Source organism: Hydrogenophaga sp. SNF1, assembly GCF_034421675.1.
GTDB classification, from domain to species: Bacteria; Pseudomonadota; Gammaproteobacteria; order Burkholderiales; family Burkholderiaceae_C; genus Hydrogenophaga; species Hydrogenophaga borbori.
This window is the reverse complement of sequence record NZ_CP139793.1, coordinates 2,738,402-2,762,403: the sequence shown is the minus strand read 5'-3', so window position 1 is coordinate 2,762,403 and position 24,002 is coordinate 2,738,402. Positions and strand designations below refer to the sequence as shown.

22 protein-coding genes are annotated in these 24,002 nt (G+C 69.4%); 2 read left to right on the top strand and 20 right to left on the bottom strand.

The genetic code is table 11. The features are described from left to right. Positions 1 to 130: 130 nt before the first annotated feature. The 19 genes from carB to rpsB form a co-directional block, all read right to left on the bottom strand. Positions 131 to 3,412, bottom strand: a complete 3,282-nt coding sequence (gene carB, locus SOM08_RS13185) for a carbamoyl-phosphate synthase large subunit (protein WP_116957094.1) — start codon at positions 3,410 to 3,412, stop codon at positions 131 to 133. Positions 3,413 to 3,429: 17 nt separating this feature from the next. Then, positions 3,430 to 3,792, bottom strand: coding sequence for a hypothetical protein (locus tag SOM08_RS13180; protein ID WP_116957093.1), 363 nt, complete (start codon positions 3,790 to 3,792; stop codon positions 3,430 to 3,432). Positions 3,793 to 3,802: 10 nt separating this feature from the next. Further along, positions 3,803 to 4,969, bottom strand: coding sequence for a glutamine-hydrolyzing carbamoyl-phosphate synthase small subunit (gene carA / locus SOM08_RS13175; protein WP_322469072.1), 1,167 nt, complete (start codon positions 4,967 to 4,969; stop codon positions 3,803 to 3,805). A 209-nt stretch (positions 4,970 to 5,178) separates the two neighbouring features. Further along, positions 5,179 to 5,967: an RNA methyltransferase gene (locus SOM08_RS13170; RefSeq protein WP_322469071.1), complete on the bottom strand. Its 789-nt coding sequence runs from the start codon at positions 5,965 to 5,967 to the stop codon at positions 5,179 to 5,181. Then, the gene (gene rnhB, locus SOM08_RS13165) at positions 5,964 to 6,650 is read right to left on the bottom strand and encodes a ribonuclease HII (protein WP_322469070.1); all 687 of its coding nucleotides are present in this window, start codon (positions 6,648 to 6,650) and stop codon (positions 5,964 to 5,966) included. The genes SOM08_RS13170 and rnhB overlap by 4 nt, the downstream gene beginning before the upstream one ends. Next, complete coding sequence (gene lpxB / locus SOM08_RS13160; protein WP_181936362.1) at positions 6,622 to 7,767, bottom strand: lipid-A-disaccharide synthase; 1,146 nt, start codon at positions 7,765 to 7,767, stop codon at positions 6,622 to 6,624. Before lpxB ends, rnhB begins: the two co-directional genes overlap by 29 nt. Positions 7,768 to 7,780: 13 nt before the next feature. Continuing rightward, positions 7,781 to 8,575 carry an acyl-ACP--UDP-N-acetylglucosamine O-acyltransferase gene (lpxA, locus tag SOM08_RS13155; protein ID WP_116957089.1) on the bottom strand — a complete coding sequence of 265 codons (795 nt, stop codon included), beginning with the start codon at positions 8,573 to 8,575 and terminating at the stop codon, positions 7,781 to 7,783. A gap of 78 nt (positions 8,576 to 8,653) precedes the next feature. Further along, positions 8,654 to 9,094, bottom strand: a complete 441-nt coding sequence (fabZ, locus tag SOM08_RS13150) for a 3-hydroxyacyl-ACP dehydratase FabZ (protein WP_116957522.1) — start codon at positions 9,092 to 9,094, stop codon at positions 8,654 to 8,656. After that, positions 9,091 to 10,143: a UDP-3-O-(3-hydroxymyristoyl)glucosamine N-acyltransferase gene (lpxD, locus tag SOM08_RS13145; RefSeq protein ID WP_116957088.1), complete on the bottom strand. Its 1,053-nt coding sequence runs from the start codon at positions 10,141 to 10,143 to the stop codon at positions 9,091 to 9,093. The genes fabZ and lpxD overlap by 4 nt, the downstream gene beginning before the upstream one ends. A gap of 9 nt (positions 10,144 to 10,152) precedes the next feature. Next, entirely contained in the window at positions 10,153 to 10,683 is a 531-nt protein-coding gene (locus SOM08_RS13140) for an OmpH family outer membrane protein (RefSeq protein ID WP_116957087.1), read from the bottom strand. Beyond that, the gene (gene bamA / locus SOM08_RS13135) at positions 10,683 to 13,004 is read right to left on the bottom strand and encodes an outer membrane protein assembly factor BamA (protein WP_181936361.1); all 2,322 of its coding nucleotides are present in this window, start codon (positions 13,002 to 13,004) and stop codon (positions 10,683 to 10,685) included. The genes SOM08_RS13140 and bamA overlap by 1 nt, the downstream gene beginning before the upstream one ends. 13 nt (positions 13,005 to 13,017) lie before the next feature. Continuing rightward, a complete protein-coding gene (gene rseP / locus SOM08_RS13130) occupies positions 13,018 to 14,400 on the bottom strand; it encodes an RIP metalloprotease RseP (protein WP_322469069.1) in 1,383 nt (460 codons plus the stop codon). Between the two features lie 45 nt (positions 14,401 to 14,445). Beyond that, positions 14,446 to 15,633: a 1-deoxy-D-xylulose-5-phosphate reductoisomerase gene (ispC, locus tag SOM08_RS13125; protein ID WP_116957084.1), complete on the bottom strand. Its 1,188-nt coding sequence runs from the start codon at positions 15,631 to 15,633 to the stop codon at positions 14,446 to 14,448. A gap of 3 nt (positions 15,634 to 15,636) precedes the next feature. Continuing rightward, positions 15,637 to 16,470 carry a phosphatidate cytidylyltransferase gene (locus tag SOM08_RS13120; RefSeq protein WP_116957083.1) on the bottom strand — a complete coding sequence of 278 codons (834 nt, stop codon included), beginning with the start codon at positions 16,468 to 16,470 and terminating at the stop codon, positions 15,637 to 15,639. Then, positions 16,463 to 17,212 (bottom strand): polyprenyl diphosphate synthase, encoded by a 750-nt coding sequence (gene uppS / locus SOM08_RS13115; protein ID WP_070399999.1) that lies wholly within the window; start codon positions 17,210 to 17,212, stop codon positions 16,463 to 16,465. The genes SOM08_RS13120 and uppS overlap by 8 nt, the downstream gene beginning before the upstream one ends. A 31-nt stretch (positions 17,213 to 17,243) precedes the next feature. Next, complete coding sequence (gene frr / locus SOM08_RS13110; RefSeq protein WP_070399998.1) at positions 17,244 to 17,804, bottom strand: ribosome recycling factor; 561 nt, start codon at positions 17,802 to 17,804, stop codon at positions 17,244 to 17,246. Positions 17,805 to 17,832: 28 nt separating this feature from the next. Continuing rightward, positions 17,833 to 18,543, bottom strand: a complete 711-nt coding sequence (gene pyrH / locus SOM08_RS13105; protein ID WP_070399997.1) for a UMP kinase — start codon at positions 18,541 to 18,543, stop codon at positions 17,833 to 17,835. Between the two features lie 145 nt (positions 18,544 to 18,688). Next, entirely contained in the window at positions 18,689 to 19,576 is an 888-nt protein-coding gene (tsf, locus tag SOM08_RS13100) for a translation elongation factor Ts (RefSeq protein WP_116957082.1), read from the bottom strand. Positions 19,577 to 19,683: 107 nt separating this feature from the next. Beyond that, positions 19,684 to 20,436, bottom strand: coding sequence for a 30S ribosomal protein S2 (rpsB, locus tag SOM08_RS13095; protein WP_070399995.1), 753 nt, complete (start codon positions 20,434 to 20,436; stop codon positions 19,684 to 19,686). A gap of 206 nt (positions 20,437 to 20,642) precedes the next feature. On the opposite strand from rpsB, the gene SOM08_RS13090 reads away from it, so the two are divergent. Both SOM08_RS13090 and SOM08_RS13085 read left to right on the top strand, forming a co-directional pair. Then, positions 20,643 to 21,896 (top strand): FAD-dependent oxidoreductase, encoded by a 1,254-nt coding sequence (locus SOM08_RS13090; protein ID WP_322469068.1) that lies wholly within the window; start codon positions 20,643 to 20,645, stop codon positions 21,894 to 21,896. A 28-nt stretch (positions 21,897 to 21,924) separates the two neighbouring features. Then, entirely contained in the window at positions 21,925 to 23,436 is a 1,512-nt protein-coding gene (locus SOM08_RS13085) for an NAD(P)H-hydrate dehydratase (RefSeq protein ID WP_322469067.1), read from the top strand. Positions 23,437 to 23,454: 18 nt separating this feature from the next. Here SOM08_RS13085 and SOM08_RS13080 read toward each other — a convergent pair whose 3' ends face one another. Then, positions 23,455 to 23,985, bottom strand: coding sequence for a YggT family protein (locus SOM08_RS13080; protein ID WP_070399993.1), 531 nt, complete (start codon positions 23,983 to 23,985; stop codon positions 23,455 to 23,457). Between the last annotated feature and the right edge of the window lie 17 nt (positions 23,986 to 24,002).

Genomic DNA, 24,002 nt, shown 5'->3' with positions numbered 1-24,002 from the left:
GCGAGCCCCACCAAGGTGAGCAAGAAGACGGCCTGCCTGCACGACCACCGCGCCGAGGACATACGGTCACTGGCTTCATCAGGCCGCAGGTGCCGCCCCCTTGGGGGTCGCGCGAAGCGCGGCGGGGGTGTTACACCAGTTGCGCGTGCATGTCCTGCACGGAAATCACGTCCAGGCTGCTCAGGAACTTCATGCCCTCGACGGCCGCCTCGGCGCCCGCGATGGTGGTGAAGGTCGTCACGCGGGCCAGCAGCGCCGAGGTGCGGATCGCGCGCGAGTCGGCGATGGCGTTGCGGCGCTCTTCCACCGTGTTGATCACCAGCGCGATGTCGCCGTTCTTGATCATGTCCACGATGTGCGGGCGGCCTTCGGTGACCTTGTTGACCGTCTGCACCGCCAGGCCGGCGGCCTCGATGGCCGCCGCCGTGCCGCGCGTGGCGATCAGTTCGAAGCCCAGCTCCACGAGCTGGCGCGCCACATCCACGGCGCGCGGCTTGTCGCTGTTTTTCACCGTCAGGAAGGCCTTGCCCGCCGTGGGCAGCCTGGTGCCCGCGCCGATCTGGCTCTTCACGAAGGCTTCGCCAAAGGTTTTGCCCACGCCCATGACCTCGCCGGTGGACTTCATCTCCGGGCCGAGGATGGTGTCCACGCCCGGGAACTTGACGAAGGGGAACACCGCCTCCTTCACGCTGAAGTACGGCGGCTCCACCTCTTCACCGATGCCCTGCGAGTCGAGCGACTGGCCGGCCATGCAACGCGCGGCCACCTTGGCCAGCTGGATGCCCGTGGCCTTGGAGACGAAGGGCACCGTGCGCGAGGCGCGCGGGTTCACTTCCAGCACGTAGATCACGTCCTTCTTCTGGCCACCCTCTTCGATTTCCTGGATCGCGAACTGCACGTTCATCAGACCCACCACGTTCAGGCCCTGGGCCATGGCCGCGGTCTGGCGCTTGAGCTCGTCCACCGTGGCCTTGCTCAGGTAGTACGGCGGCAGCGAGCAGGCGGAGTCTCCGCTGTGCACGCCGGCCTGTTCGATGTGCTCCATCACGCCACCGATGAACACGCGGCCGGTGGCGTCGCGCACCGCGTCCACGTCGCATTCGATGGCGTCGTTGAGGAAGCGGTCGAGCAGCACCGGGGAGTCGTTGCTGACCTTCACGGCCTCGCGCATGTAGCGCTCGAGGTCGCGCTGCTCGTGCACGATTTCCATGGCGCGGCCGCCGAGCACATAGCTCGGGCGCACCACCAGCGGGTAACCCAGCGCGGCGGCCTTCTCGAGCGCCTCGGTCTCGGTGCGCGCGGTGGCGTTGGGCGGCTGGCGCAGCTTGAGCTCGTGCAGCAGCTTCTGGAAGCGCTCGCGGTCTTCGGCGGCGTCGATCATGTCGGGCGAGGTGCCGATGATGGGCACGCCCGCGGCCTCCAGGCCCAGCGCGAGCTTGAGCGGCGTCTGGCCGCCGTACTGCACGATCACGCCGGCCGGCTTTTCCTTGTCGACGATCTCCAGCACGTCTTCCAGCGTGAGCGGCTCGAAGTAGAGGCGGTCGCTGGTGTCGTAGTCGGTCGACACGGTCTCGGGGTTGCAGTTGACCATGATGGTCTCGTAGCCGTCCTCGCGCATGGCGAGCGCGGCATGCACGCAGCAGTAGTCGAACTCGATGCCCTGGCCGATGCGGTTCGGACCGCCGCCCAGCACCATGATCTTCTTGTTGCCGGTGGGTTCGGCCTCGCACTCGGCCTGGCCATGGCCTTCGTAGGTGGAGTACAGGTAGGCCGTGGTGGTGGCGAATTCGGCGGCGCAGGTGTCCACGCGCTTGTAGACCGGGCGCACGCCCAGCTCGCGGCGGCGCGCGCGCACGGCGGTGTCGCTGGTCTTGAGCAGCTTGGCCAGGCGGCGATCGGAGAAGCCCTTCTTCTTCAGGCCCCGCAGCGTGGCCACGTCCAGCGAGGCCAGCGCGCCCTCGCCCTTCTGCGCGGTCAGCGCGTCCATGGCGAGTTCGAGCTTGACGATCTCCTCGATCTGCACGAGGAACCACTTGTCGATCTTGGTGAACTGGTGCACCTCGTCGACCGTCCAGCCGGCGGCGAAGGCGTCGCCCACGTACCAGATGCGCTCGGGGCCGGGCTCGCCGAGCTCCTTCTCGAGCGTCTCGCGGTCCTGCGTCTTCTCGTTCATGCCGTCGACACCGACCTCCAGGCCGCGCAGGGCCTTCTGGAAGCTCTCCTGGAAGGTACGGCCCATGGCCATGACCTCGCCCACCGACTTCATCTGCGTGGTCAGGCGGTCGTCGGCGTCCTTGAACTTCTCGAAGGCAAAGCGCGGAATCTTGGTGACCACGTAGTCGATCGAGGGCTCGAAGCTCGCGGGCGTGGCGCCGCCGGTGATCTCGTTGCGCAGCTCGTCGAGCGTGTAGCCCACGGCCAGCTTGGCCGCGACCTTGGCGATGGGAAAACCCGTGGCCTTGGAAGCCAGCGCGGAGGAACGCGAGACGCGCGGGTTCATCTCGATGACGACCATGCGACCGTCTTTCGGGTTGATCGAGAACTGCACGTTGGAGCCACCGGTGTCCACGCCGATCTCGCGCAGCACCGCCAGCGAGGCGTTGCGCAGGATCTGGTACTCCTTGTCGGTCAGCGTCTGAGCGGGCGCCACGGTGATGGAGTCGCCGGTGTGCACGCCCATCGGGTCCAGGTTCTCGATCGAGCAGACGATGATGCAGTTGTCGGCCTTGTCGCGCACGACCTCCATCTCGTACTCTTTCCAGCCGAGCAGCGACTCTTCGATCAGCAGCTCGTTGGTGGGCGAGGCCTCGATGCCGCGCTTGCAGATGGTCTCGAACTCTTCGGGGTTGTAGGCGATGCCGCCGCCCGTGCCACCCAGCGTGAAGCTGGGGCGGATGACGACCGGGAAGCCCACGGTCTTCTGCACGCCCCAGGCCTCTTCCAGCGTGTGGGCGATGCCCGAGCGCGCCGAGCCCAGGCCGATGCGCGTCATCGCGTCCTTGAACTTCAGGCGGTCCTCGGCCTTGTCGATGGCTTCGGGCGTGGCGCCGATCAGTTCGACGCCGTACTTGGCCAGCACCCCGTGGCGCCAGAGGTCCAGCGCGCAGTTGAGCGCGGTCTGGCCGCCCATGGTGGGCAGGATGGCGAAGCCGCCGGCCGTCTTGGGGCGCTCCTTGGCGATGATCTTCTCGACCGTCTGCCAGGTGATGGGCTCGATGTAGGTGACGTCGGCCGTGGCCGGGTCGGTCATGATGGTGGCGGGGTTGCTGTTGATCAGCACCACGCGGTAGCCCTCTTCACGCAGGGCCTTGCAGGCCTGCACGCCGGAGTAATCGAACTCGCAGGCCTGGCCGATGATGATGGGACCGGCGCCGATGATCAGCACGGTCTGGATGTCTGTTCTCTTGGGCATCTTGTGTCGCTCGCGGGTTATTGGTCCGCGCGTTGGTCTAGTTTGTTCAGCAGCGCCTGCGCGCGCTCGGCGGGGATGGCCTTCTGCATCAGCTGCAACAGGCCGTCACCCTGCACCAGGGGGCGCAGGACCTCGGCCTCGGCCTCGTGGAAGCGCGCGTCCCACGCGGCCATTTCGCTGTTGAAGGTCTCGTCGTCCCAGGTCTTACATTTGGCCAGCAGCGTCACCAGCGGCACGGCCTTCTGGTCGAGAAAGGCCTTGCGGTAGGGCTTCTGCGCCCAGCGCTGCGCGAACCACTCCTTGTGCGGTGGCGGCAGCGTGAGCTGGCGCTTGGCGATGGCCTTCTCGATGGCAGCCGCGGGAAAGCTGAACAGCTTCATTCGGGCCTTCTCAGGCGGCGACCGCCGCGCGCTCCTTCATGAGCGCGACGAAGCGGTCGAACAGGTAGCCGATGTCGTGCGGACCGGGCGAGGCCTCGGGGTGGCCCTGGAAGCAGAAGGCCGGCTGGTCGGTGCGGGCCAGGCCCTGCAGCGTGCCGTCGAACAGGCTCACGTGCGTGGGGCGCAGGTTGGCGGGCAGGGTCTTCTCGTCGACGGCGAAGCCGTGGTTCTGGCTGGTGATGGACACGCGGCCGTCGTCCAGGTCTTTCACCGGGTGGTTCGCGCCATGGTGGCCGAACTTCATCTTGAAGGTCTTGGCGCCGCTGGCCAGGGCCATGATCTGGTGGCCCAGGCAGATGCCGAAGGTGGGCATACCGGCCTCGATGATCTCGCGCGCGGCGGCGATGGCGTAGTCGCAGGGCTCCGGGTCGCCGGGGCCGTTGGAGAGGAACACGCCGTCGGGCTGGAGCTTGAAGACCTCGGCCGCGGGCGTTTGCGCGGGCACCACGGTCACGCGGCAGCCGCGCGAGGCCAGCATGCGCAGGATGTTGTGCTTGACGCCGAAGTCGTAGGCGACGACGTGGAAGGCGGCTTGGCCGAGTTCGCCGTAGCCCTGGCCCAGCGTCCACTCGGTCTCGGACCAGGCGTAGGGCTTGTCGGCGGACACCACCTTGGCCAGGTCCTGCCCCGCCATGTTGGGCGCGGCCCTCGCGGCGGCAAGGGCGGCGGCGCGGTGCGCGTCGGTGAGGGCCTCGCCCGCCGCCAGCGCCACGATGCAGCCGTTCTGCGCGCCGTGGGTGCGCAGGCGGCGCGTGAGCGCGCGCGTGTCCAGGTCGGCGATCGCCACGGTGTTCTCGCGGCGCAGGTAGTCGGACAGGGTCTCCTCGCAACGGAAGTTGGAGGCCAGCAGCGGCAGGTCCTTGATGATGAGGCCGGCGGCGTGGACACGCGTGGCTTCCACGTCTTCGCGGTTGACGCCGGTGTTGCCGATGTGGGGATAGGTCAGCGTGACGATCTGGCGGCAGTAGCTGGGATCGGTGAGGATCTCCTGGTAGCCGGTGATCGCGGTGTTGAACACCACCTCGCCCACCGTCTGGCCGGTGGCGCCGATGGAGATGCCTTCAAAGACCGTTCCATCAGCGAGCGCGAGAAGGGCTTTCGGGTGGACGGGCAGCACAGGGATCTCCAGAAAAGGGGTGGGCTGGCCGTCGCGCGCGGTCGGCGGGTGCCGCGCAGGCTTCGCGTCCACCGGCCGGGGGGCGCTGGGTGGGCGAAATCCTGGGGTGTGGAGCCGCGGCGCGCGGGGCATGGCGCCGATTGCAGTTAAACCGTCGAATTATAGCGCGCCGCCGTGTTGCGGCGCAGCAGCCAGGACACCCGCAGGCCTCAGTCGCAGGCGCCGTTGAAACGTCCGGCCGCGCTCGCGTGCAGGCAGATGGCGGCCGCTGCGGCGACGTTGAGCGACTCCTCGCCACCGGGTTGCGCGATGCGCACGAAGCGGCTGGCGCGCGCCATGAGCGCCTCGCCCACGCCCTGCCCTTCGTGGCCCATGACCCAGGCGCAGGGCCAGGGCAAGGTGGCCTGGTGCAACCAATCGCCCTGGTGCGAGCTGGTGACCAGCAGCGGCACCGACAGGGACGACAGCGCCTCGGGCACCAGGCCCTCGACCAGGCGCAGGGCGAAATGCGCGCCCATGCCCGCGCGCAGCACCTTGGGCGACCACAGCGCGGCCGTGCCTTTGAGCGCGGCCACCTGCGTGAAGCCGAAGGCGGCCGCGCTGCGCAGCACCGAGCCCACGTTGCCGGCGTCCTGCAGACGGTCGAGCACCACGGTAGGCGCGTCGGGCAGCAGCCCCGCCACGTCGGGCAGATCGGCCACGAAGCCCATGGCGGGGGGCGACTCCAGGCCACTCACGCTGGCCATGACGGCGTCGGGCAGCCGCACCACGCGTGGCGCGGCGGCCACCAGTTCGGCGTCGGCGCGCGGCCAGCCGGAGGCGCTGAAGACCGCGATGGACGGCCGCTGGCCGCGCGCCAGCAGCGCGCGGCAGAGGTGGTCGCCGTCCAGCCAGACCCGTCCGCGCTGGCGATAGGCGGTGTTGTCCTGCGCCAGCGCGCGCAGCTCTTTCACGAGCGGGTTGTCGCGCGACTGGATGTCCTGCGGCGTCGCGGTCATGGCCTGGCCCGCGCGTCGGGCATGGCGGTGCCCAGGCCGTCGTGCGGCCACGCGGCGCTCCCGCGCGCCGCGTGGGCCTGGGCCACGGGCGCAAAGGAACGCCGGTGTTCGGGCAAGGGGCCGTGTCGGCGCAAGGCCTCGAGGTGCTGCGCGGTGCCGTAGCCCTTGTGCTGGTTGAAGCCGTAGTGCGGATGCCGCAGGTGCAGCTCGTCGAGCAGGCGGTCGCGCGTGACCTTGGCGAGGATGGAAGCGGCCGAGATGGCCTGCACCTTGGCGTCGCCTTGCACGATGGCCTCGGCCAGCACGTCCAGCGGTGGCAGGCGGTTGCCGTCCACCAGCACCTTTGCCGGCTTCAGGCGCAGCCCGGCGACCGCCCGCTGCATGGCCAGCAGGGTGGCCTGCAGGATGTTGAGCGTGTCGATCTCCTCCACCGAGGCCTGGGCCACGCTGCAGCACAGGGCCTTGGCGCGGATCTCGTCGTACAGGCGCTCGCGCCGTGCGGCGCTGAGCTGCTTGGAGTCGGTCAGGCCCGCAATGGGCTGCAGTTCGTCGAGGATGACCGCGGCCGCCACCACCGGACCCGCGAGCGGACCGCGGCCGGCCTCGTCCACGCCGGCGTGCAGGCCGGGCGTGTCCCACACCAGCGTGGCCTGTTCAGCGAGCAAGAAGCGCTTCGATCGCATCGGTGGCCAGCGCCGCGGTGTCGCGGCGCAGCTCGTGGTGCAGTTGGGTGAAACGGGCCTGCAGCGCGCGCACGCGCTCGGGCGCATCGAGCCAGTCGAGCACGGCCTGAGCCAGGCGCTGGGGCGAGGCCTCTTCCTGCAGCAGTTCGGGCACGACGAAGTCCTGGCACAGGATGTTGGGCAGGCCCACCCAAGGCTGCAGGCGCTGGCGACGCATGATCTGCCAGGACAGCCAGTTCATGTTGTACGCAATGACCATGGGCCGCTTGAACAGCGCGGCCTCCAGCGTGGCGGTGCCGCTGGCGATCAGCGTGGCGTCGCAGGCGGCCAGCACGGCATGCGACTGGCCCGGCACCAGCTGTACCAGGTCCGCCACGCCGGCCTCGCGGGCCACGCGCCCGATGCGCTCGCGCTGCGCCGGCACGGCGGGCAGCACGAAGCGCAGCCCCTGGCGCGCCTGTTGCATCAGCCGCGCGGCCTCGAAGAAGCGGTGCGCGAGGTAGTCGACCTCGGAGCCACGGCTGCCCGGCAACAGCGCCACCACCTCTGCGTCCTCGGGCAAGCCGAGCTGGCGGCGCGCGGCCTGGCGATCGGGCTCCAAGGGCACCACATTGGCCACAGGATGCCCCACATAGGTGGCGGCGATGCCGTGCTCGGCCAGCAGCGCGGGCTCGAACGGAAAGATGCACAGCACGTGGTCGGCGCTCGCCTGGATCTTGCGCACGCGCTCGGGCCGCCAGGCCCAGATCGAGGGGCAGACGAAATGCACCGTGCGCACGCCCGCCGCCTTGAGGTTCGCTTCGAGTTCGAGATTGAAGTCGGGCGCGTCCACGCCGATGAACACGTCGGGCCGCTCGCCTTGCAGCAGGCGCTGGCGCAGCTGGTGGCGTATGCCCACGATTTCGCGGTAGTGCCGCAGAACCTCGACATAGCCGCGCACGGCCAGCCGCTCGCTGGGCCACCAGGCGTCGAAACCCTGGGCGACCATCTGCGGACCGCCAATGCCCACGCCCGTGAGCCCCGGCCAGCGCTGGCGCAGGCCACCCAGCAGCAGACCCGCGAGCAGGTCGCCCGAGGCCTCGCCTGCCACCAGGGCGAAACGTGGCGATGCGCTCACGCGAGACCCCTCTTCAGCGAACGATGCCGCGCTGCGGCGAGGTGCCGCGCAGGAAGCCCAGCATCAGATCCACGTCTTCGCCGGCCTCGGGCTTTTCAAGGCGCAGCGCGTCGATGCGCGCCATGGCCTGCTCAAGCGTCCGATCCTCGCGGTAGAGCGCCTTGTGCATGGCCTTGACGGCGGCGATGCGCTCGGCCGAAAAGCCGCGCCGGCGCAAGCCCTCGAAATTCATCGAGCGCGCACTGGCGGGCTGGCCCTGCGTCATCACGAACGGTGGCACGTCGGCGAGCAGCGCGGAGCACATGGCCGTCATGGCGTGCGCGCCGATGCGCACGAACTGGTGAACCACGGTGAAGCCGCCAAGGATCGCCCAATCGCCCACGTGCACGTGCCCCGCGAGTTGCGAGTTGTTGGCGAAGATGGTTTTGTTGCCCACCATGCAGTCGTGCGCGAGGTGCACGTAGGCCATGATCCAGTTGTCGTCACCCAGGCGCGTGAGGCCCTTGTCACCGGGCGAGCCGATGTTGAAGGTGCAGAACTCGCGAATGGTGTTGCGGTCGCCGATCACCAGCTCGCAGGGCTCGCCCGCGTACTTCTTGTCCTGCGGGATCGCGCCAAGCGAGTTGAACTGGAAGATGCGGTTGTCCCGGCCGATGGTGGTGTGGCCCTCGATCACGCAGTGCGGGCCGACCGTGGTGCCGGCGCCGATCTTCACGTGCGGACCGATCACGGTGTACGGACCGACCTCGACCGTGCTGTCGAGCGAGGCCGCGGGATCGACGATCGCCGTGGGGTGGATACGCGTCATTGGCAGACCTCCGCGCCACGCGCTGCGGTGCGAGCCCTTTCGGGCGGCCGTGCGGTGCTCATGCGTTGCGTCCCGCCGTCAGGCAACCGTGCGCATGGTGCACATGAGTTCGGCCTCGCAGGCCACCTCATTGCCCACGCGGGTGACACCCTTGAACTTGTAGATGCCGGCCTTGGCGCGTTCCAGGCTCACGTCCATCACGAGCTGGTCGCCTGGCTCCACGGGGCGCTTGAAGCGCGCGCCGTCGATCCCGGCGAAGTAGTAGACCGTCTTGTCGTCGGGTGCCACGCCCATGGTGTCGAAGGTCAGCAACGCGGCCGTCTGCGCCATCGCTTCGAGCATGAGCACGCCCGGCATCACGGGCCGGTGGGGGAAGTGGCCGGTGAAGAACGGCTCATTGATGGTGACGTTCTTGAGCGCCTGGATGCGCTGGCCCTTGTCGATCGAGATCACGCGATCCACGAGCAGAAAGGGGTAGCGGTGGGGCAGGAGTTTGAGGATCTGGTGGATGTCCATCAGGCGTCGTCCGTTCTGGTCTGGGCCCGCGCGATCGCTTGTTCCACGGCCTTGAGCCGTTCGCGCAGGCGGTTGAGCTGCTTGAGCGAAGCAGCGTTCTTTTCCCAGGCGGCATTGTCGTCGATGGGGAACATGCCGGTGTAGTGGCCGGGCTGCAGGATGGAGCGCGTGACCACCGAGGCCGCCGAGATGTTGACGCCGTCGGCCAGCTTGAGGTGACCCAGCACCACGGCGCCGCCGCCGATGGTGCAACGCGCGCCGATATCGGCACTGCCGGCCACGCCCACGCAACCGGCCATGGCCGTGTGCGCGCCCACGCGCACGTTGTGGCCGATCTGGATCAGGTTGTCGAGCTTGACACCGTCCTCGATCACGGTGTCGTCGAGCGCGCCGCGGTCGATGCAGGTGTTGGCACCGATCTCCACCCCATGGCCGATGCGCACCGCGCCCAGCTGCTCGATCTTGATCCACTGCCCCTGGTGCGGCGCGAAGCCGAAGCCGTCGGCGCCGATCACCACGCCGCTGTGCAGGATGCAGCGATCGCCCACGGAGCAGCGCTCGCCCAGCGTGACGCGAGGGTGCAGCACGCTGCCCTCGCCCACCGCCGCGTCGCGACCGATCACCGCGTGGGCGCCGATGCGCGCGCCAGCGCCCACCCGGGCGCCTTCGGCGATCACCACGAACGGCCCGACATCGACGCCTGGCCCCAGCACCGCGTCGGGGTGCACACTGGCGAGCGGATCGATCCGCGGCGCACGCGCCGGCTCGTGCCGTTCGCGCCACCACTGGGTCAGGCGCGCGAAATAGAGATAAGGGTCGTCGGTGACGATGCGCGCGGCGCGATCGGCCGTGGTGGCCTCGAGCGCGGGCGGCACGATGAGGGCGCCCGCCTGGGACGCCGCGATCTGGGTGGCGTAGCGCGCGCTGGCCACGAAGGCCAGCTCATCGGGTCGGGCGCTGTTCAGCGGCGCAAGCCGCTGAACGAGAAAGGCGGCGTCACCGACCAGGCTGCCACCGAGGGCATCGACGATGGCGCCCAGCGGTGCTGCCACGGCCGCGGCTTACTTGCCGTCGAGCTGGGACATCACGCGATCGGTGATGTCCACGCGCGGGCTCACGTAATAGGCTTCTTGCACGATCAGGTCGTACTTTTCGGCCTCGGCGATCGTGCGGATCACGCGGTTGAGCTTTTCGACGACCTGCTGCAGGGCCTCGTTGCGGCGCAGGTTGAGCTCTTCCTGGAAGTCGCGCTGGCGGCGCTGCAGGTCGCGCTCCTGCTCGACCAGCTGTCGCTGGCGCGGGGTGCGCTGGCTCTCGGGCAGCGTGGGCGATTCGCGCTCGAACTTCTCGACGGCTTGGCGGAGCTGGTCGGCGGAGGCACGCAGGTCGCGCTCACGCTTGGAGAAATCCTGCTCCAGCTTGGCCGAGACGGCCTTGGCCGTGGAGGAGTCGCGCAGGATGCGCTCGACGTTGACGGCGCCAACCTTGGCACCGGCCTTGGCGTCCTGCGCCGCGGCACCGCCGACCATGGCCAGCGCCAGCGACACCGCCAGGGCGAATTGCCGTGCGAACAGGCGAATTGGGGTGTTCATCAAAAGGACGTTCCGATCTGAAACTGGAATCTCTGGATTCTATCGCCCTCGAACTTGCGAACGGGGTTAGCGAATGCAATACGCAAAGGGCCGATCGGCGACAGCCAACTCACGCCAAGACCGACGGAAGCGCGCAGGTCGCGGGCATTGGGACGGGTGTCGTTGTCGCCAAAAACGTTGCCGACGTCAAAGAAGCCAAACATGCGCAGGGTGCGGTCGTTGCCCGCGCCGGGAAAAGGCATGATGAATTCGGTATTGAGCGCAATGCTGCGATTGCCGCCAATGTTGATGACGGAACCGTTGGGGGAATTGATCACCGGGGAGGTCGGGCCCAGGGTGCCGCCCTCGAAGCCGCGCACCGAACCCAGGCCGCCGCCGAAGAAATTCTTGAAGACCGGGTACGGGCGGCCACCGAGGCCCTTGCCGTAGCCCAGCTCGGCGTTGAAGGCCAGGGTGTACTGGCGCGACAGCGGGTAGTACTGCTGGAACTGCAGGTTGGTCTTGGCGTAGCGCGCGTCGCCCGACAGGCTCATCTCGCCGTTGACGCGCATCAGCCGGCCCTTGGTGGGCACCAGCGCGCTGTCGCGGCTGTCGCGCGTCCAGCCCAGGGTCAATGGCAGGGTGTTGCTGGTGCGGCCGAACTGCGCGGCGTAGTCCTCGTAGGCCGTCGGCAGGAAGTTGCCCGGCTCGATGGTGGTCTGCTCCACGCCGGCGCCGAAGAACACGGTGTCGACCTCGGTGAAGGGCACACCGAAGCGCACGCTCAGGCCTTTGGTGACCAGGCGGTAGTCGCCGTCCTGGTTGTCGTAGGGGCGCGTGGTGCGGTAGTAGGCGTCGAAAGCCCGCGAGACGCCGTCCTTGGTGAAGTACGGGTCGACCGTGCTCACCACCAGCTGGCGGTTGAACTTGCTGGTGTTGATGTCCAGGCCCAGGTAGTTGCCGGTGCCGAACACGTTCTCCTGGCGAATGCCCGCGATGATGGAGAGCTTCTCTTCCTGCGAGTAGCCGGCGCCCAGGGTCAGGTTGCCCGTGGGCTTTTCGACCACGGTGACGGTGAGGTCCACCTGGTCGGGCGAGCCGGGCACAGGCTCGGTGTTCAGGTCGACCGAGGTGAAGAAGCCCAGGCGGTCGATGCGGTCGCGCGAGAGGCGGATGCGATCGCTGTCGTACCAGGCGGCTTCGAACTGCCGGAACTCGCGCCGGATGATCTCGTCGCGCGTGCGGTTGTTGCCCTCGACGTGGATGCGGCGCACGTACACACGGCGCTGCGGCGTGGCGCGCAGCGTGAACGCCACGCGCTTGTTGACGCGGTCGATGTCGGGCGTGGCCTCGACCTGGGCGAAGGCGTAACCGAAGGCGCCAAAGTACTCGGTGAACGCCTTGGTGGTGTTGGTGACGTCCTCGACGTTGTAGGCCTCGCCGGGCCTGAGCGTGACGAGCGACTTGAATTCGTCCTCGCGGTCGAGGTAATCGCCTTGCAGCGCCACCGAGGACACCACGTAGCGGTCCCCTTCGGTGATGTTGATGGTGACCGACATGCTCTGCTTGTCGGGCGAGATCGCGACCTGCGTGGAGTCGATGCGGAAGTCGATGAAGCCGCGGCTGAGGTAGTAGGAGCGCAGCGTCTCGATGTCGGCGTTGAGCTTGGCGCGCGAGTAGCGGTCGCTCTTGGTGTACCAGCTCAGCCAGTTGCCCGTGTCGAGATCGAACAGGCCACGCAGGGTCGACTCGGAGAATGCCTGGTTGCCGACGATGCGGATCTCGGTGATCTTGGCGATCTCGCCTTCGGTCACGCTGAAGTTCAGGTTGACGCGGTTGCGTTCGGTCGGTGTGACGGTGGTCACCACCTCGGCGCCGTAGAAGCTGCGGTTGATGTACTGGCGCTTGAGCTCCTGCTCGGCGCGGTCGGCCAGGGCCTTGTCAAAGGGCCGGCCGTCGGTCAGGCCGATGTCGCGCAGCACGCCGCGCAGCACCTCGTCGCTGAATTCCTTGATGCCCGAAAAGCTCAGGCCGGCCACGGTGGGCCGCTCTTCCACGATGACGACCAGCACGTCGTTGCTGATCTGCAGCCGCACGTCACTGAACAGGCCAAGGCCGAAGAGCGAGCGGATGGCCGCGCTGCCCTTGTCGTCGTTGTACTGATCGCCGATGCGGAACGGCAGCGACGCGAAGACCGTACCCGGTTCGACCCGCTGCAAGCCCTCGACGCGGATGTCGCGCAGGGTGAAGGGATCGACCGCCCATGCCGGCAAGGCGGCCAGCAGGCCCATCGCGAGCGCAGAAAGACTCAGGCCGCGAAGACCTCGTTTGGTTTGATTCATGCGAAGGAAATGTTCAGCCGGCGAGGCGGACGACATCGTTGAACAGGGCAACGGACATGAGCGCCATGAGCACCACGACACCACCACGCTGCAGGCGCTCCATCCATGCGTCCGACACGCTTCGGCCCGTGAGCGCCTCCCAAAGATAATACATGAGGTGCCCCCCATCGAGGACCGGCAGCGGCAGCAGGTTGAGCACGCCCAGGCTCACGCTGATGAGGGCCAGGAACAGAAGGTAGGAGGTCAGGCCCAGGCTGGCCGACTTGCCGGCATAGTCGGCGATGGTCAGGGGGCCGCTGAGGTTGCTCAGCGAGGCCTCGCCAATCAGCATGCGCCCCATCATCTTGAGGGTGAGCCAGGACATTTCCCAGGTTCTTTGCACGCCGCGCACCAGGCCGTCGACGGGGCCATGGCGCACGGTCAGCATGGCCGGGGCGTCGCCCACGTAGGCCTCCACCCGCGCGATCCACTGGCCGCCCTGCTGCTGCGGGCGTGGCGCCACCGCCAGGCTGAGCGCCTGGCCGCCGCGGTCGATGTCCCAGCGCTGGGGTTTGGGCTGGCCCTGCGGGCCCACCGCCTCGCGGATCAGGCGGCGCAGTTCCTGGCCGTCGCGCACCGGCCGGCCGTCGATGCGGCGCACCAGATCGCCGTCGCGCAGGCCGGCGGCCTGCGCCGCGCCGCCGTCGAAGACCTGTCCCACGCGCGGCGCGGTGTGCGGCGAGGTGATGCCGATGCGGCGGAACAGGGCGGCATCCGCCTCGCGCACGTCCAGGCCAGCGAGTGCCAGCGTCACCGGGCGCGCAGGCGCCTCGGGCGCGGTGGCCACCCACAGGGTGAGGTCCTGGCCATCCAGCGCCGCCTGGGTGATGCGCCAGCGCAGGTCCTCGAAGGAGGCGACGCCCTCGCCCGCCGCCAGGCCATCGGAGCCGTCGTTGGCCTCGCTGGCGCGCAGCACCCATTCGCCACCGCGCAGGCCGGCGCGCTCGGCCACGGTTCCGGCGGCCGGCGCCGACAGCACAGGCTGCGGCTCCTCGATGCCCACCCAATTGATCACCGAATAGATGAAGGTGGCCAGCAGCAGGTTGGCCAGCGGGCCGGCGGCGACGATGGCCGCGCGCGAGCGCAGCGGCTGGGTGTTGAAGGCCAGGTGGCGCTCGGCGGGGTCTACCGGCGCCTCGCGTTCGTCGAGCATGCGCACGTAGCCACCGAGCGGCAATGCCCCAAGGACGAATTCCGTGGGATTGCCGGGGCGGTGCCAGCGCAGGATAGGCTTGCCGAAGCCCACCGAAAAGCGCAGCACCTTGACGCCGCAGGCCACGGCCACGCGGTAATGGCCGTATTCGTGGATCGCGATCAGCAGACCCAGGGCAACGAGGAAGGCGATGACGGTGAGCATGGGCGACTCGCTGCGCCAGGGGACGGGCCGGGCCGGCGCGAAGGATCAGGTCTGCAAACGGGTGACTTGCTGCCGCGCGCAGGCGCGGGCCTCTTCGTCGAGCGCCAGCAGGTCGGCCAGCGATTGTGGCTTGGAAGGGCTCACGCGCTGCAAAGTTGCATCGTTGACCGCGTGGATGTGGTCGAAGCGCAGCCGCCGGTCGAGAAAGGCCGCCACGGCCTCCTCGTTGGCGGCGTTGAGCACCGCGGTGGTACCGGCCGGCCCGCGCAGCGCGGACCAGGCCAGTGGCAGGCCGGGGAAACGCGCCTCGTCGGCGCTTTCGAAGCTCAGCGTGCCCAGGGTGGCGAAGTCGAGCGCGCTGGCGCCCGAGGCGATGCGCTCAGGCCAGGCCAGGCCATAGGCGATGGGCACCCGCATGTCGGGCGTGCCGAGCTGGGCCACGATGGAGCCGTCGCGGTACTGCACCATGGAGTGGATGACGCTCTGCGGGTGGATCACCACCTCGATGCGCTCAGGCGCCAGGCCGAAAAGGTAGCGCGCCTCGATGACCTCCAGCGCCTTGTTCATCATGGTCGCGGAGTCGACCGAGATCTTTCGGCCCATGACCCAGTTGGGGTGGGCGCAGGCCTGCTCGGGCGTGACCTCGGCCAGTGTGCCGGGCGCGCGGGTGCGAAAAGGCCCCCCGGAGGCCGTGAGCACGATCTTGTCCACGCGCCGGTCCCAGCTCGCCGGGTCCTCGGGCAGCGACTGGAACACCGCCGAGTGCTCGCTGTCGATGGGCAGCAGCGTGGCGCCGCCGGCGCGCACGGTGTCCATGAACAGATCGCCCCCGACCACCAGCGCCTCCTTGTTGGCCAGCAGCAATTTCTTGCCGGCGCGCGCGGCGGCCAGGCTGGGCGCCAGGCCGGCGGCACCGACGATGGCGGCCATCACGGCGTGCACCTCGGGCGCTTCGCTGACCTCGCACAGGGCCTGGGCGCCCTGCCGCACCTCGACAGCCAGGCCGGCCTCGCGCACGCGCTCGCGCAGGCGCGCCGCGGCGGCGGCGTCCACCAGCACCGCGACGCGCGGCTGGAAGGCCCGGCACTGCTCGAACAGGGCTTCGTCCTGACGCGCGGCGGTGAGGGCGAACACGCGGTAGCGCCCGGGATGGCGCGCGACCACGTCGAGCGTGTTCTGCCCGATCGAGCCCGTGGAGCCGAGGATGGTGATGAACTGCGGGGCGTCGGACATGGATCAGAAGGAGACGAGCATCATGGCCAGCGGCAGCACGGGCAGCAAGGCGTCGATGCGGTCGAGAACGCCGCCATGGCCCGGCAGCAGGCCGCTGGAGTCCTTGACGCCGGCCGCGCGCTTGACCAGGGACTCGACCAGGTCGCCCACCACGCTCATTGTCGTGAGGAACACCAGGGAGACCAGGGCCAGCGCTGGCCCCAGGCTCCAGAGCGTGTCGTACAGGTGGCCCGGCGCCAGCCAGCCCCGCTGAGTGCCCACCAGCCAGACGCCGGCGAGCAACAACACGCCGATGAGGCCGCTGATAGCGCCTTCCCAGCTCTTGCCCGGGCTGATGCGGGGCGCGAGCTTGCGGCGCCCGAAGCGCTTGCCGCCGAAATACGCGGCGATGTCCGCCGCCCACACGAGCAGCAGCACGGACAGCAGGAAGCCCAGGCCGATCAGGCGCGCCTGGACCAGCGCCAGCCAGGCGCAGGCGATCAGAAACAGGCCCAGCCAAAGGCGGATCCAGAGCGGGCAGCGGGTGAGCGCTTCGGTGCCGCCGCGCAGCAGCACCAGGGCCAGCAGCACCCAGACCCCGCACAGGCCCAGCCACAGGCTAGGCCAGGGACGCTCCACCCCACCCAGCAGCCAGAAAACGAGGCCCGCGACGCCCAGCGCCAGTCCGGCGCTCACCGCGCGGGTCTGGCCGCAGCCATTGAGCCGCGCCCATTCCCAGCCCGCCGTGCCGATCAACACCAGCGTGAAGGCGGCGAAGGGCTCGATCGACGGGTACAGCAGCGTGGGCAGGAAGACGGCAAGCAGCAGCAGCGCCGTGATGACCCGCTGCTTAAGCATCTCGGGTTCCGGCGTCGGCGGTCACGGCGGCATCGGCGCGCTGCGCGGAGGTCTGGCCGAAGCGGCGTTCGCGGCGCGCGTACTCGGCCAGGGCCAGGTCCAGCTGCGCGGCGTCGAACTCGGGCCAGAGGCAATCGCTGAACACCAGCTCGGCGTAGGCCGCCTGCCACAGCAGGAAGTTGCTGATGCGCTGCTCACCACCGGTGCGGATGATGAGGTCGGGATCGGGCACATGGGCCATTGCCATCGCGGCCGACAGGCTTTCTTCGGTGATGGCTTCGCCACGCTCGGCCAGCCGTTGCGCGGCCTGCGCCATGTCCCAGCGTCCGCCGTAGTTGAAGCACACATTGAGCACCAGGCGCTCATTGCCTTGCGTCGCCGCCTCGGCCGAGGCCAGGCCCTGTGCCAGGCGCGGCGACAGGCGCGAGCGGTCGCCGGGGAAATGCAGGCGCACGCCGCTGTCGGCCAGGCGGGGCACCTCGCGCGACAGCGCCACCGCCAGCAGGTCCATCAGGCTGGCCACCTCGTCCACCGGGCGGCTCCAGTTCTCGGACGAAAACGCGAACACGGTGAGCACCCGGATCCCGCGCTGCACGCTGGCCTCGACGATGCGGCGCAGCGCGTCCACGCCTTGCTTGTGGCCGGCCACCCGCGGCAGCCAGCGCTTCTGGGCCCAGCGGCCATTGCCGTCCATCACGATCGCGACGTGATGCGGCAGGTTCTGGGCGACGGTGTTCTGCATGCCTCGGCCTCGATCGAACGGGACCGGCGGCTCAGACCGCCATGATGTCCTGTTCCTTGCTGGCCACGAGCTTGTCCACCTCGGTGATCATGCGATCGGTCAGCTTCTGGATGTCGTCCTGGGCGCGGCGCTCGTCGTCCTCGGAGACTTCCTTGTCCTTCAGCAGCTTCTTCAGCGCTTCGTTGGCGTCGCGGCGCAGGTTGCGGATGGCGACCTTGGCGGACTCGCCCTCGCCCTTCACCACCTTGGTGAGCTCCCGGCGGCGCTCTTCGGTCATGGGCGGCATGGGCACGCGGATGAGGTCGCCCTGCGAGGCGGGGTTCAGGCCCAGGTCGGACTCGCGGATCGCCTTCTCGATCTTGGCGCCCATGCCCTTTTCCCAGGGCGCAACGCCAATGGTGCGGGAGTCGAGCAGCGACAGGTTGGCCACCTGCGACAGGGGCAGCATGGAGCCGTAGTAGTCCACATGCACGGTGTCGAGCAAGGCCGGGTTCGCGCGGCCGGTGCGGACCTTGGTGAGGCTGTTCTTGAACGCCTCGATGGACTGCTGCATCTTGTGCTCGGCGTTCTTGCGGGTATCGGCAATGGTCATCTTGGGGGTCTCCTGTGGGCGGACGCGCTCAGACGTGAACGAGGGTGCCCTCGTCGGCGCCCATCACCACGTTGCGCAGCGCGCCGGGCTTGAAGATGGAAAACACCTTGACGGGCAGCTTCTGGTCGCGGCACAGCGCGAACGCCGTGGCGTCCATCACCTGCAGGTTCTTGACCATGGCCTCGTCGAAGGAAATGGTGGTGTAGCGCGTGGCGCTTGGGTCCTTGTTCGGGTCGGCGGTGTAGACACCGTCGACCTTGGTGGCCTTGAGCACCATCTCGGCGCCGATCTCGGCGCCGCGCAGTGCGGCCGCGGTGTCGGTGGTGAAGAAGGGGTTGCCGGTGCCGGCGGCGAACACCACCACCTTGCCTTCTTCGAGGTACTGCAGGGCCTTGGGCCGCACATAGGGCTCGACGACCTGCTCGATGCCGATGGCGGACATCACGCGGGCCACCAGGCCGGCCTTGTTCATGGTGTCGGCCAGCGCCAGCGAGTTCATGACCGTGGCAAGCATGCCCATGTAGTCAGCCGTGGCGCGGTCCATGCCCACGGAGCCGCCGGCCACGCCGCGGAAGATGTTGCCCCCACCGATGACGATGGCCACCTGCACCCCCAGGCGGGTGACTTCGGCGATTTCGTCGACGATGCGCACGATGGTGGCGCGGTTGATGCCGAAGGCGTCATCGCCCATGAGGGCTTCACCGGACAGCTTCAGCAGGATCCGTTGGTAGGCGGGCATGAAAGGCTTTCTGGATCGGTTCGCGGCGCGGGCAGCCGCCAAGTGTAGCGGCGGTCCAGGGGGCCACTGGCCGCCCCGCCGCCGAAAAATGGTCAACACATATGACAACGGGCCTTGCGGCCCGTTGTCTGAGGGAGCTGGGCGCTCAGGCGCCCTTGGCCGCCGCGACCTGGGCCGCCACCTCGGCGGCGAAGTCGTCGACCTTCTTCTCGATGCCCTCGCCCACCACAAACAGGGTGAAGGACTTCACCGTGGTGTTGGCGGCCTTGAGCATCTGCTCCACGGTCTGCTTGTCGTTCTTGACGAAAGGCTGGTTGAACAGCGAGACCTCCTTGAGGTACTTCTGCACCGAACCTTCGATCATCTTGGCGGCGATGTCGGCGGGTTTGCCCGACTCGGCGGCCTTGGCGGTGGCCACCGAGCGCTCGCGCTCGATCAGCTCGGCCGGCACGTCGGCGCTGGTCAGCGCCACGGGCTTCATGGCGGCCACGTGCATGGCCACGTCCTTGGCGGCGGCTTCGTCGCCGTCGAACTCGACGACCACGCCGATGCGAGTGCCGTGCAGGTAGCTGGCCAGCTTGGCCGGGCCGCTGTAGCGCTTGAAGCGGCGGAACGACATGTTCTCGCCGATCTTGCCGATCAGGCCCTTGCGCACGTCTTCCAGCGTCGGGCCGAAGCCGTCCTGGCTGTAGGCCAGGGCGCCCAGGGCGTCGACGTCGGCCGGGTTGTGCTCGGCGATGAGCTTGGCCGCGGCGTTGGCCAGGGCCAGGAAGCTGTCGTTCTTGGTCACGAAGTCGGTTTCGCAGTTGACTTCGATGAGCGCGCCGGTGCTGCCCTGCACGGCGGCGGCCACCACGCCTTCGGCGGTCACGCGGCTGGCGGCCTTGCCAGCCTTGGTGCCCAGCTTGACGCGCAGCAGTTCCTCGGCCTTGGCCATGTCGCCGTCGGCCTCGGTGAGGGCTTTCTTGCACTCCATCATGGGGGCGTCGGTCTTGGCGCGCAGCTCAGCGACCATGCTTGCGGTGATTGCCATGTGTGTTCTCCTGGGGTCCGGCGCGTCGGGTGCGCCGGCGGGTCAATGATGGATTCCGGTGACGAAAAAGGGGCTACGCGAGCCCCTCGTTCGCACGCGAAACGGGATCAGGCCGCGTCGTCCTGCACTTCGACGAACTCGTCGCCGCCTTCAGCCGACACGGCCTTGGCCACGTCGGACACGGCGTTGGCGCGGCCTTCCAGCACGGCGTCGGCGATGCCGCGGGCGTACAGGGCCACGGCGCGGGCCGAGTCATCGTTGCCGGGAATCACATAGTCGATGCCGACGGGCGAGTGGTTGGTGTCGACCACGCCCACCAGCGGAATGCCCAGCTTCTGTGCCTCGAGCACGGCGATCTTGTGGAAGCCCACGTCGACCACGAAGATGGCATCGGGCAGCGCGGTCATGTCCTGGATGCCGCCGATGTCCTTCTCGAGCTTTTCCATCTCGCGGTTGAACATGAGCTGTTCCTTCTTGCTCATGCTGTCCAGGCCGGCCTCCTTCTGGGCCTGCATGTCTTTCAGGCGCTTGATGGAGGTCTTGACGGTCTTGAAGTTGGTCAGCATGCCGCCCAGCCAGCGCTGGTCGACGAAGGGCACGCCGGCGCGGCGCGCTTCCTGGGCCACGATGTCGCGCGACTGGCGCTTGGTGCCCACCATCAGCAGGGTGCCGCGGTTGGCCGACAGCTGGCGCACGAACTTCTGCGCATCGTGGAACATCGGCAACGTCTTCTCGAGGTTGACGATGTGGATCTTGTTGCGGTGCCCGAAGATGAAGGGCGCCATCTTGGGGTTCCAGAAGCGGGTCTGGTGACCAAAATGGACACCGGCTTCCAGCATTTCGCGCATGGAAATGGACATGAGTTGTTTCCTGAGGTTAGGTCTAAAATCCGGCCCCGATCGCGGCGGTGGCGGGTGGAGCAATTCCACGCTGGCCGACGCGACACCCGGATGGGCCGGTTTGCGATTGACTCTGCGCCGATGGGCTTCAGGAGAAGCCCCTGGTGCAAAGCCTGTCGATTATAGCACCCGGTGTCTGGGCGCCCTCTTCTCTTCCCTCCCTTTGCATGAACATCGCCATCGTGGGCGCAGGTGTCTGCGGCGTGACCACCGCCCATGAGCTGCTGAACGACGGTCACACGGTGACCCTGTACGAAAAGCGCGGCACGCCCGCCGAGGAAGCGAGCTTCGCGCCAGCCGGCCTGGTGTCCACCGCCTGGGCGCTGGCCTGGGCGGGCCCCGAGCACCGGCTGCACGCCCCCTGGGCGCCCCCTGGCCCGGGCGTGCGCTGGCGCGCCGGACTGGACAGCGACGCCTGGCGGTGGTGGCGGCGCTGGCGGCGCGAGGAGCGCCGCCGCGGCAACGACGCCCTGCTGGCACTGCGCGACCTGATCGACCAGGGCCTGCAGCGCCAGATCGAACTGACCGCCGAACTCGACCTGGACCATGACCGCAGCGACGACCTGCTGGTGCTGCTGAGCGACGCCCGCGAGGCGGCCGGCGCGCAGCCCGCCATCGACCGCCTGCGCGGCCTGGGGCTGGAGCTGCGCACGGTCTCGGCCGACGAGGCGCGCGCCATCGAACCCGCCCTCAACCCGACCGCGCCCCTGCATTCGGCCGTGCACCTGCGCGGCCCCGGGGTGGCCAACTGCCGCGAATGGACGATGCTCATGCGTCACCGCATCGCGCGCCTGGGGGGTGCCTTGCGCTTGCGCACCGGCGTCACCGGGCTGCGGCCGGACGGCCTGGGGTGGCGGCTGAGCGCCTCGGACGGCAGCGACGCGCACTTCGACGCCGTGGTGCTGTGCGCCGGCGTCGGCGCGGACGAGCTGCTCGGCAACCTCGGCCTGCCCACACCCTGGACGGTGCTGTGGTCGCACTCCCTGAGCGCGGGTCTGCGCGAGCCCATGGACGCGCCCGTCTCGGCTGTGCTCGACCTCAAGTCGCGCATCGCCATCACCCGGCTGGGCCAGCGGGTGCGTGCCTCGGGCGGGGCCGATCTCGGCGGTTCCGCCGCCGGCACCGACCCGGCCAGCCTGTGCCGGCTGGGCCAGGTGATGTCGCACTGGTTCCCGGCGGCGGCCCGCTTCTCGGGTCCGCAGGCATCGATACAGAGCTGGCGCGGCGCCCTGGTCATGTCGGAGGACGGCCTGCCCTGCATCGGCGCCAGCCGCCTGCCCGGCCTGTGGTTGAACCTGGCCCACGGCGCGGCCGGCTGGGCCATGGCCTGCGGCGCAGCGCGCCATCTCGCCAACGCCATCACCCACCCCTCGGCCGAGGGCCCCGCCACCGCCTTTGCTCCCTCGCGTTTGGGGCTGTGAAACCCGCCCGCGTGGTGAAATGCCTGCCATGCGAGCCCTTCGTGCCGACCAACTCGAACCCCTGCACGACACGGCGGGCACACGCGCGATCGAGCAGGCCCTGGCGGCCACGCTGCCCCCGCACACCCTGATGGCCCGCGCCGGCGAGGCGGTGGCCCGCCTGGCCCTGGCCTGGCGGCCACATGCACGGCGCCTCTGGGTGGCCTGCGGCCCCGGCAACAACGGCGGCGACGGCCTGGTCGCCGCCCGCCATCTGCTGCAGGCCGCGCCACCCGGCTGGCGCGAGATCGTGGTGACGCACGACGCCCACCTCGAGCGCCTGCCAGCCGACGCCGCCTGGGCCTTGCGCGAAGCCCTGGCCGCCGGCGTCACGGTGCAGTCCGCCCCGCCCGACAACCCCGATCTGGTCATCGACGCCCTGCTGGGCATCGGCGCCCGCGCCTTGGGCCGGGACCCGCTGGCCGCGCGCGTGCGCGAGGTGCGCGGCCAGCGCGCGCCGGTGCTGTGCGTCGACCTGCCGAGTGGGCTGAATGCCGACAGCGGCGTGGACAGCGCCGGTGCCAGCCCCGACGCCGGCCCGCGCCAGACCCTGAGCCTGCTGACGCTCAAGCCCGGGCTCTTCACAGCCGGCGGGCGTGACGTTGCGGGCGCGGTCTGGCTTCACGACCTCGGCGCCCCCCCCGATGGGGCGCCGCCCGCCGCCTGGTGGGGCGGGCACCTGCCCTCCCAGGCGGCCCCGGCTGTCGGCCCCCACGCCGCCCACAAAGGCAGCCATGGGGATGTGGGCGTGCTCGGTGGCCAGTTGCCCGGCGCCACCGGCGTGGGCATGGCGGGCGCCGCCGTGCTGGCGGCGCGGGCCGCCCTGCACGCGGGCGCGGGGCGCGTGTACCTGGCGTTGGTGGGGAACGGGCCGGCCCCCTCGCACGACCCGCTGTCCCCCGAGCTGATGCACCGCCTGCCCGCCGCGCTGCTGGGCGCCGACGAGCACGCCCTGCCCGTGCTCGTCGCGGGCTGCGGCGGTGGCGAGGCCATCCGCGAATGGATGCCGCAGGCCCTGGTCTGCCCCCGGCTGGTGATCGATGCCGACGGGCTCAACGCCCTCGCCCGCGACCCCACGCTGCAGCGCCTGGCCCAGCGCCGCGCAGCGCGCGGCTGGCTGACGGTGCTCACGCCCCACCCGCTGGAAGCCGCCCGCCTGCTGGGCACCAGCACCGCCGAGGTCATGGCCGACCGGCTGGGCGCCGCGCGCCAGCTCACCGAGCGATTCGGCGCGGTCACGGTGCTCAAGGGGTCGGGGACCGTGGTGACCGAGCCCGGCGGCGCGCCCTGGATCAACGCCACCGGCAACGCCCGCCTGGCCACCGCTGGCACTGGCGACGTGCTGGCCGGGATGATCGGCGCGGCCTTGGCGCGCCCGCACGAACATAGCGCCGACGCCGTGCGCCGCGCCGTCGCCGCACACGGCGCGCTGGCGGACCATTGGCCCGCCGATCACACGCTCACGGCCGGGCGGTTGGTGCGCGCGGTGCGGCCGCTCTGACGCGAGCCGCTCGGGGAATCAGCCCAGCAGCATCAGCCCCACCTGCAGGGCGATGATCACCACCAGCACCGACAGGTCGACCCCACCCACCAGCGGAACCACGCGCCGCACGGGCGCCACGATGGGCGAGGACAGGCGGTCGAGCAGGCCCATGAGGGGCGAGCGCGGCTGCACCCAAGACAGGATCGCATACACGATCAGCAGCAGCATCAGGCCCTGCAGCAGGTCGCGCACCAGAAAGCGCAGGCCCAGCACCGGCACCGCCGCCCAGGGCAACTCGCCGCCCGAGGCGATCAGCAGCCACAGCAGCGCGTGCAGCAGGGACAGCAGCACCGCGGCCACCAGGCTCGCGCCATCGATGCGGCCCTTGGCGATGGCCGCTGGCAACAGGCGGCGCAGCGGCTGCACCAGCCAGTCGGTGATGGCCATCACGAAGCGCCCGGGCTGCGCCTGCATGGGCACGCGCAGGTGGTTCATCCAGGCGCGCAGCAGCGCCGCGGCCACGAGGAAGAAAAAGACGGTGTCGAGCAGGAACAGGAGGATGCGCATGCCGGCGAGTTTAGGCC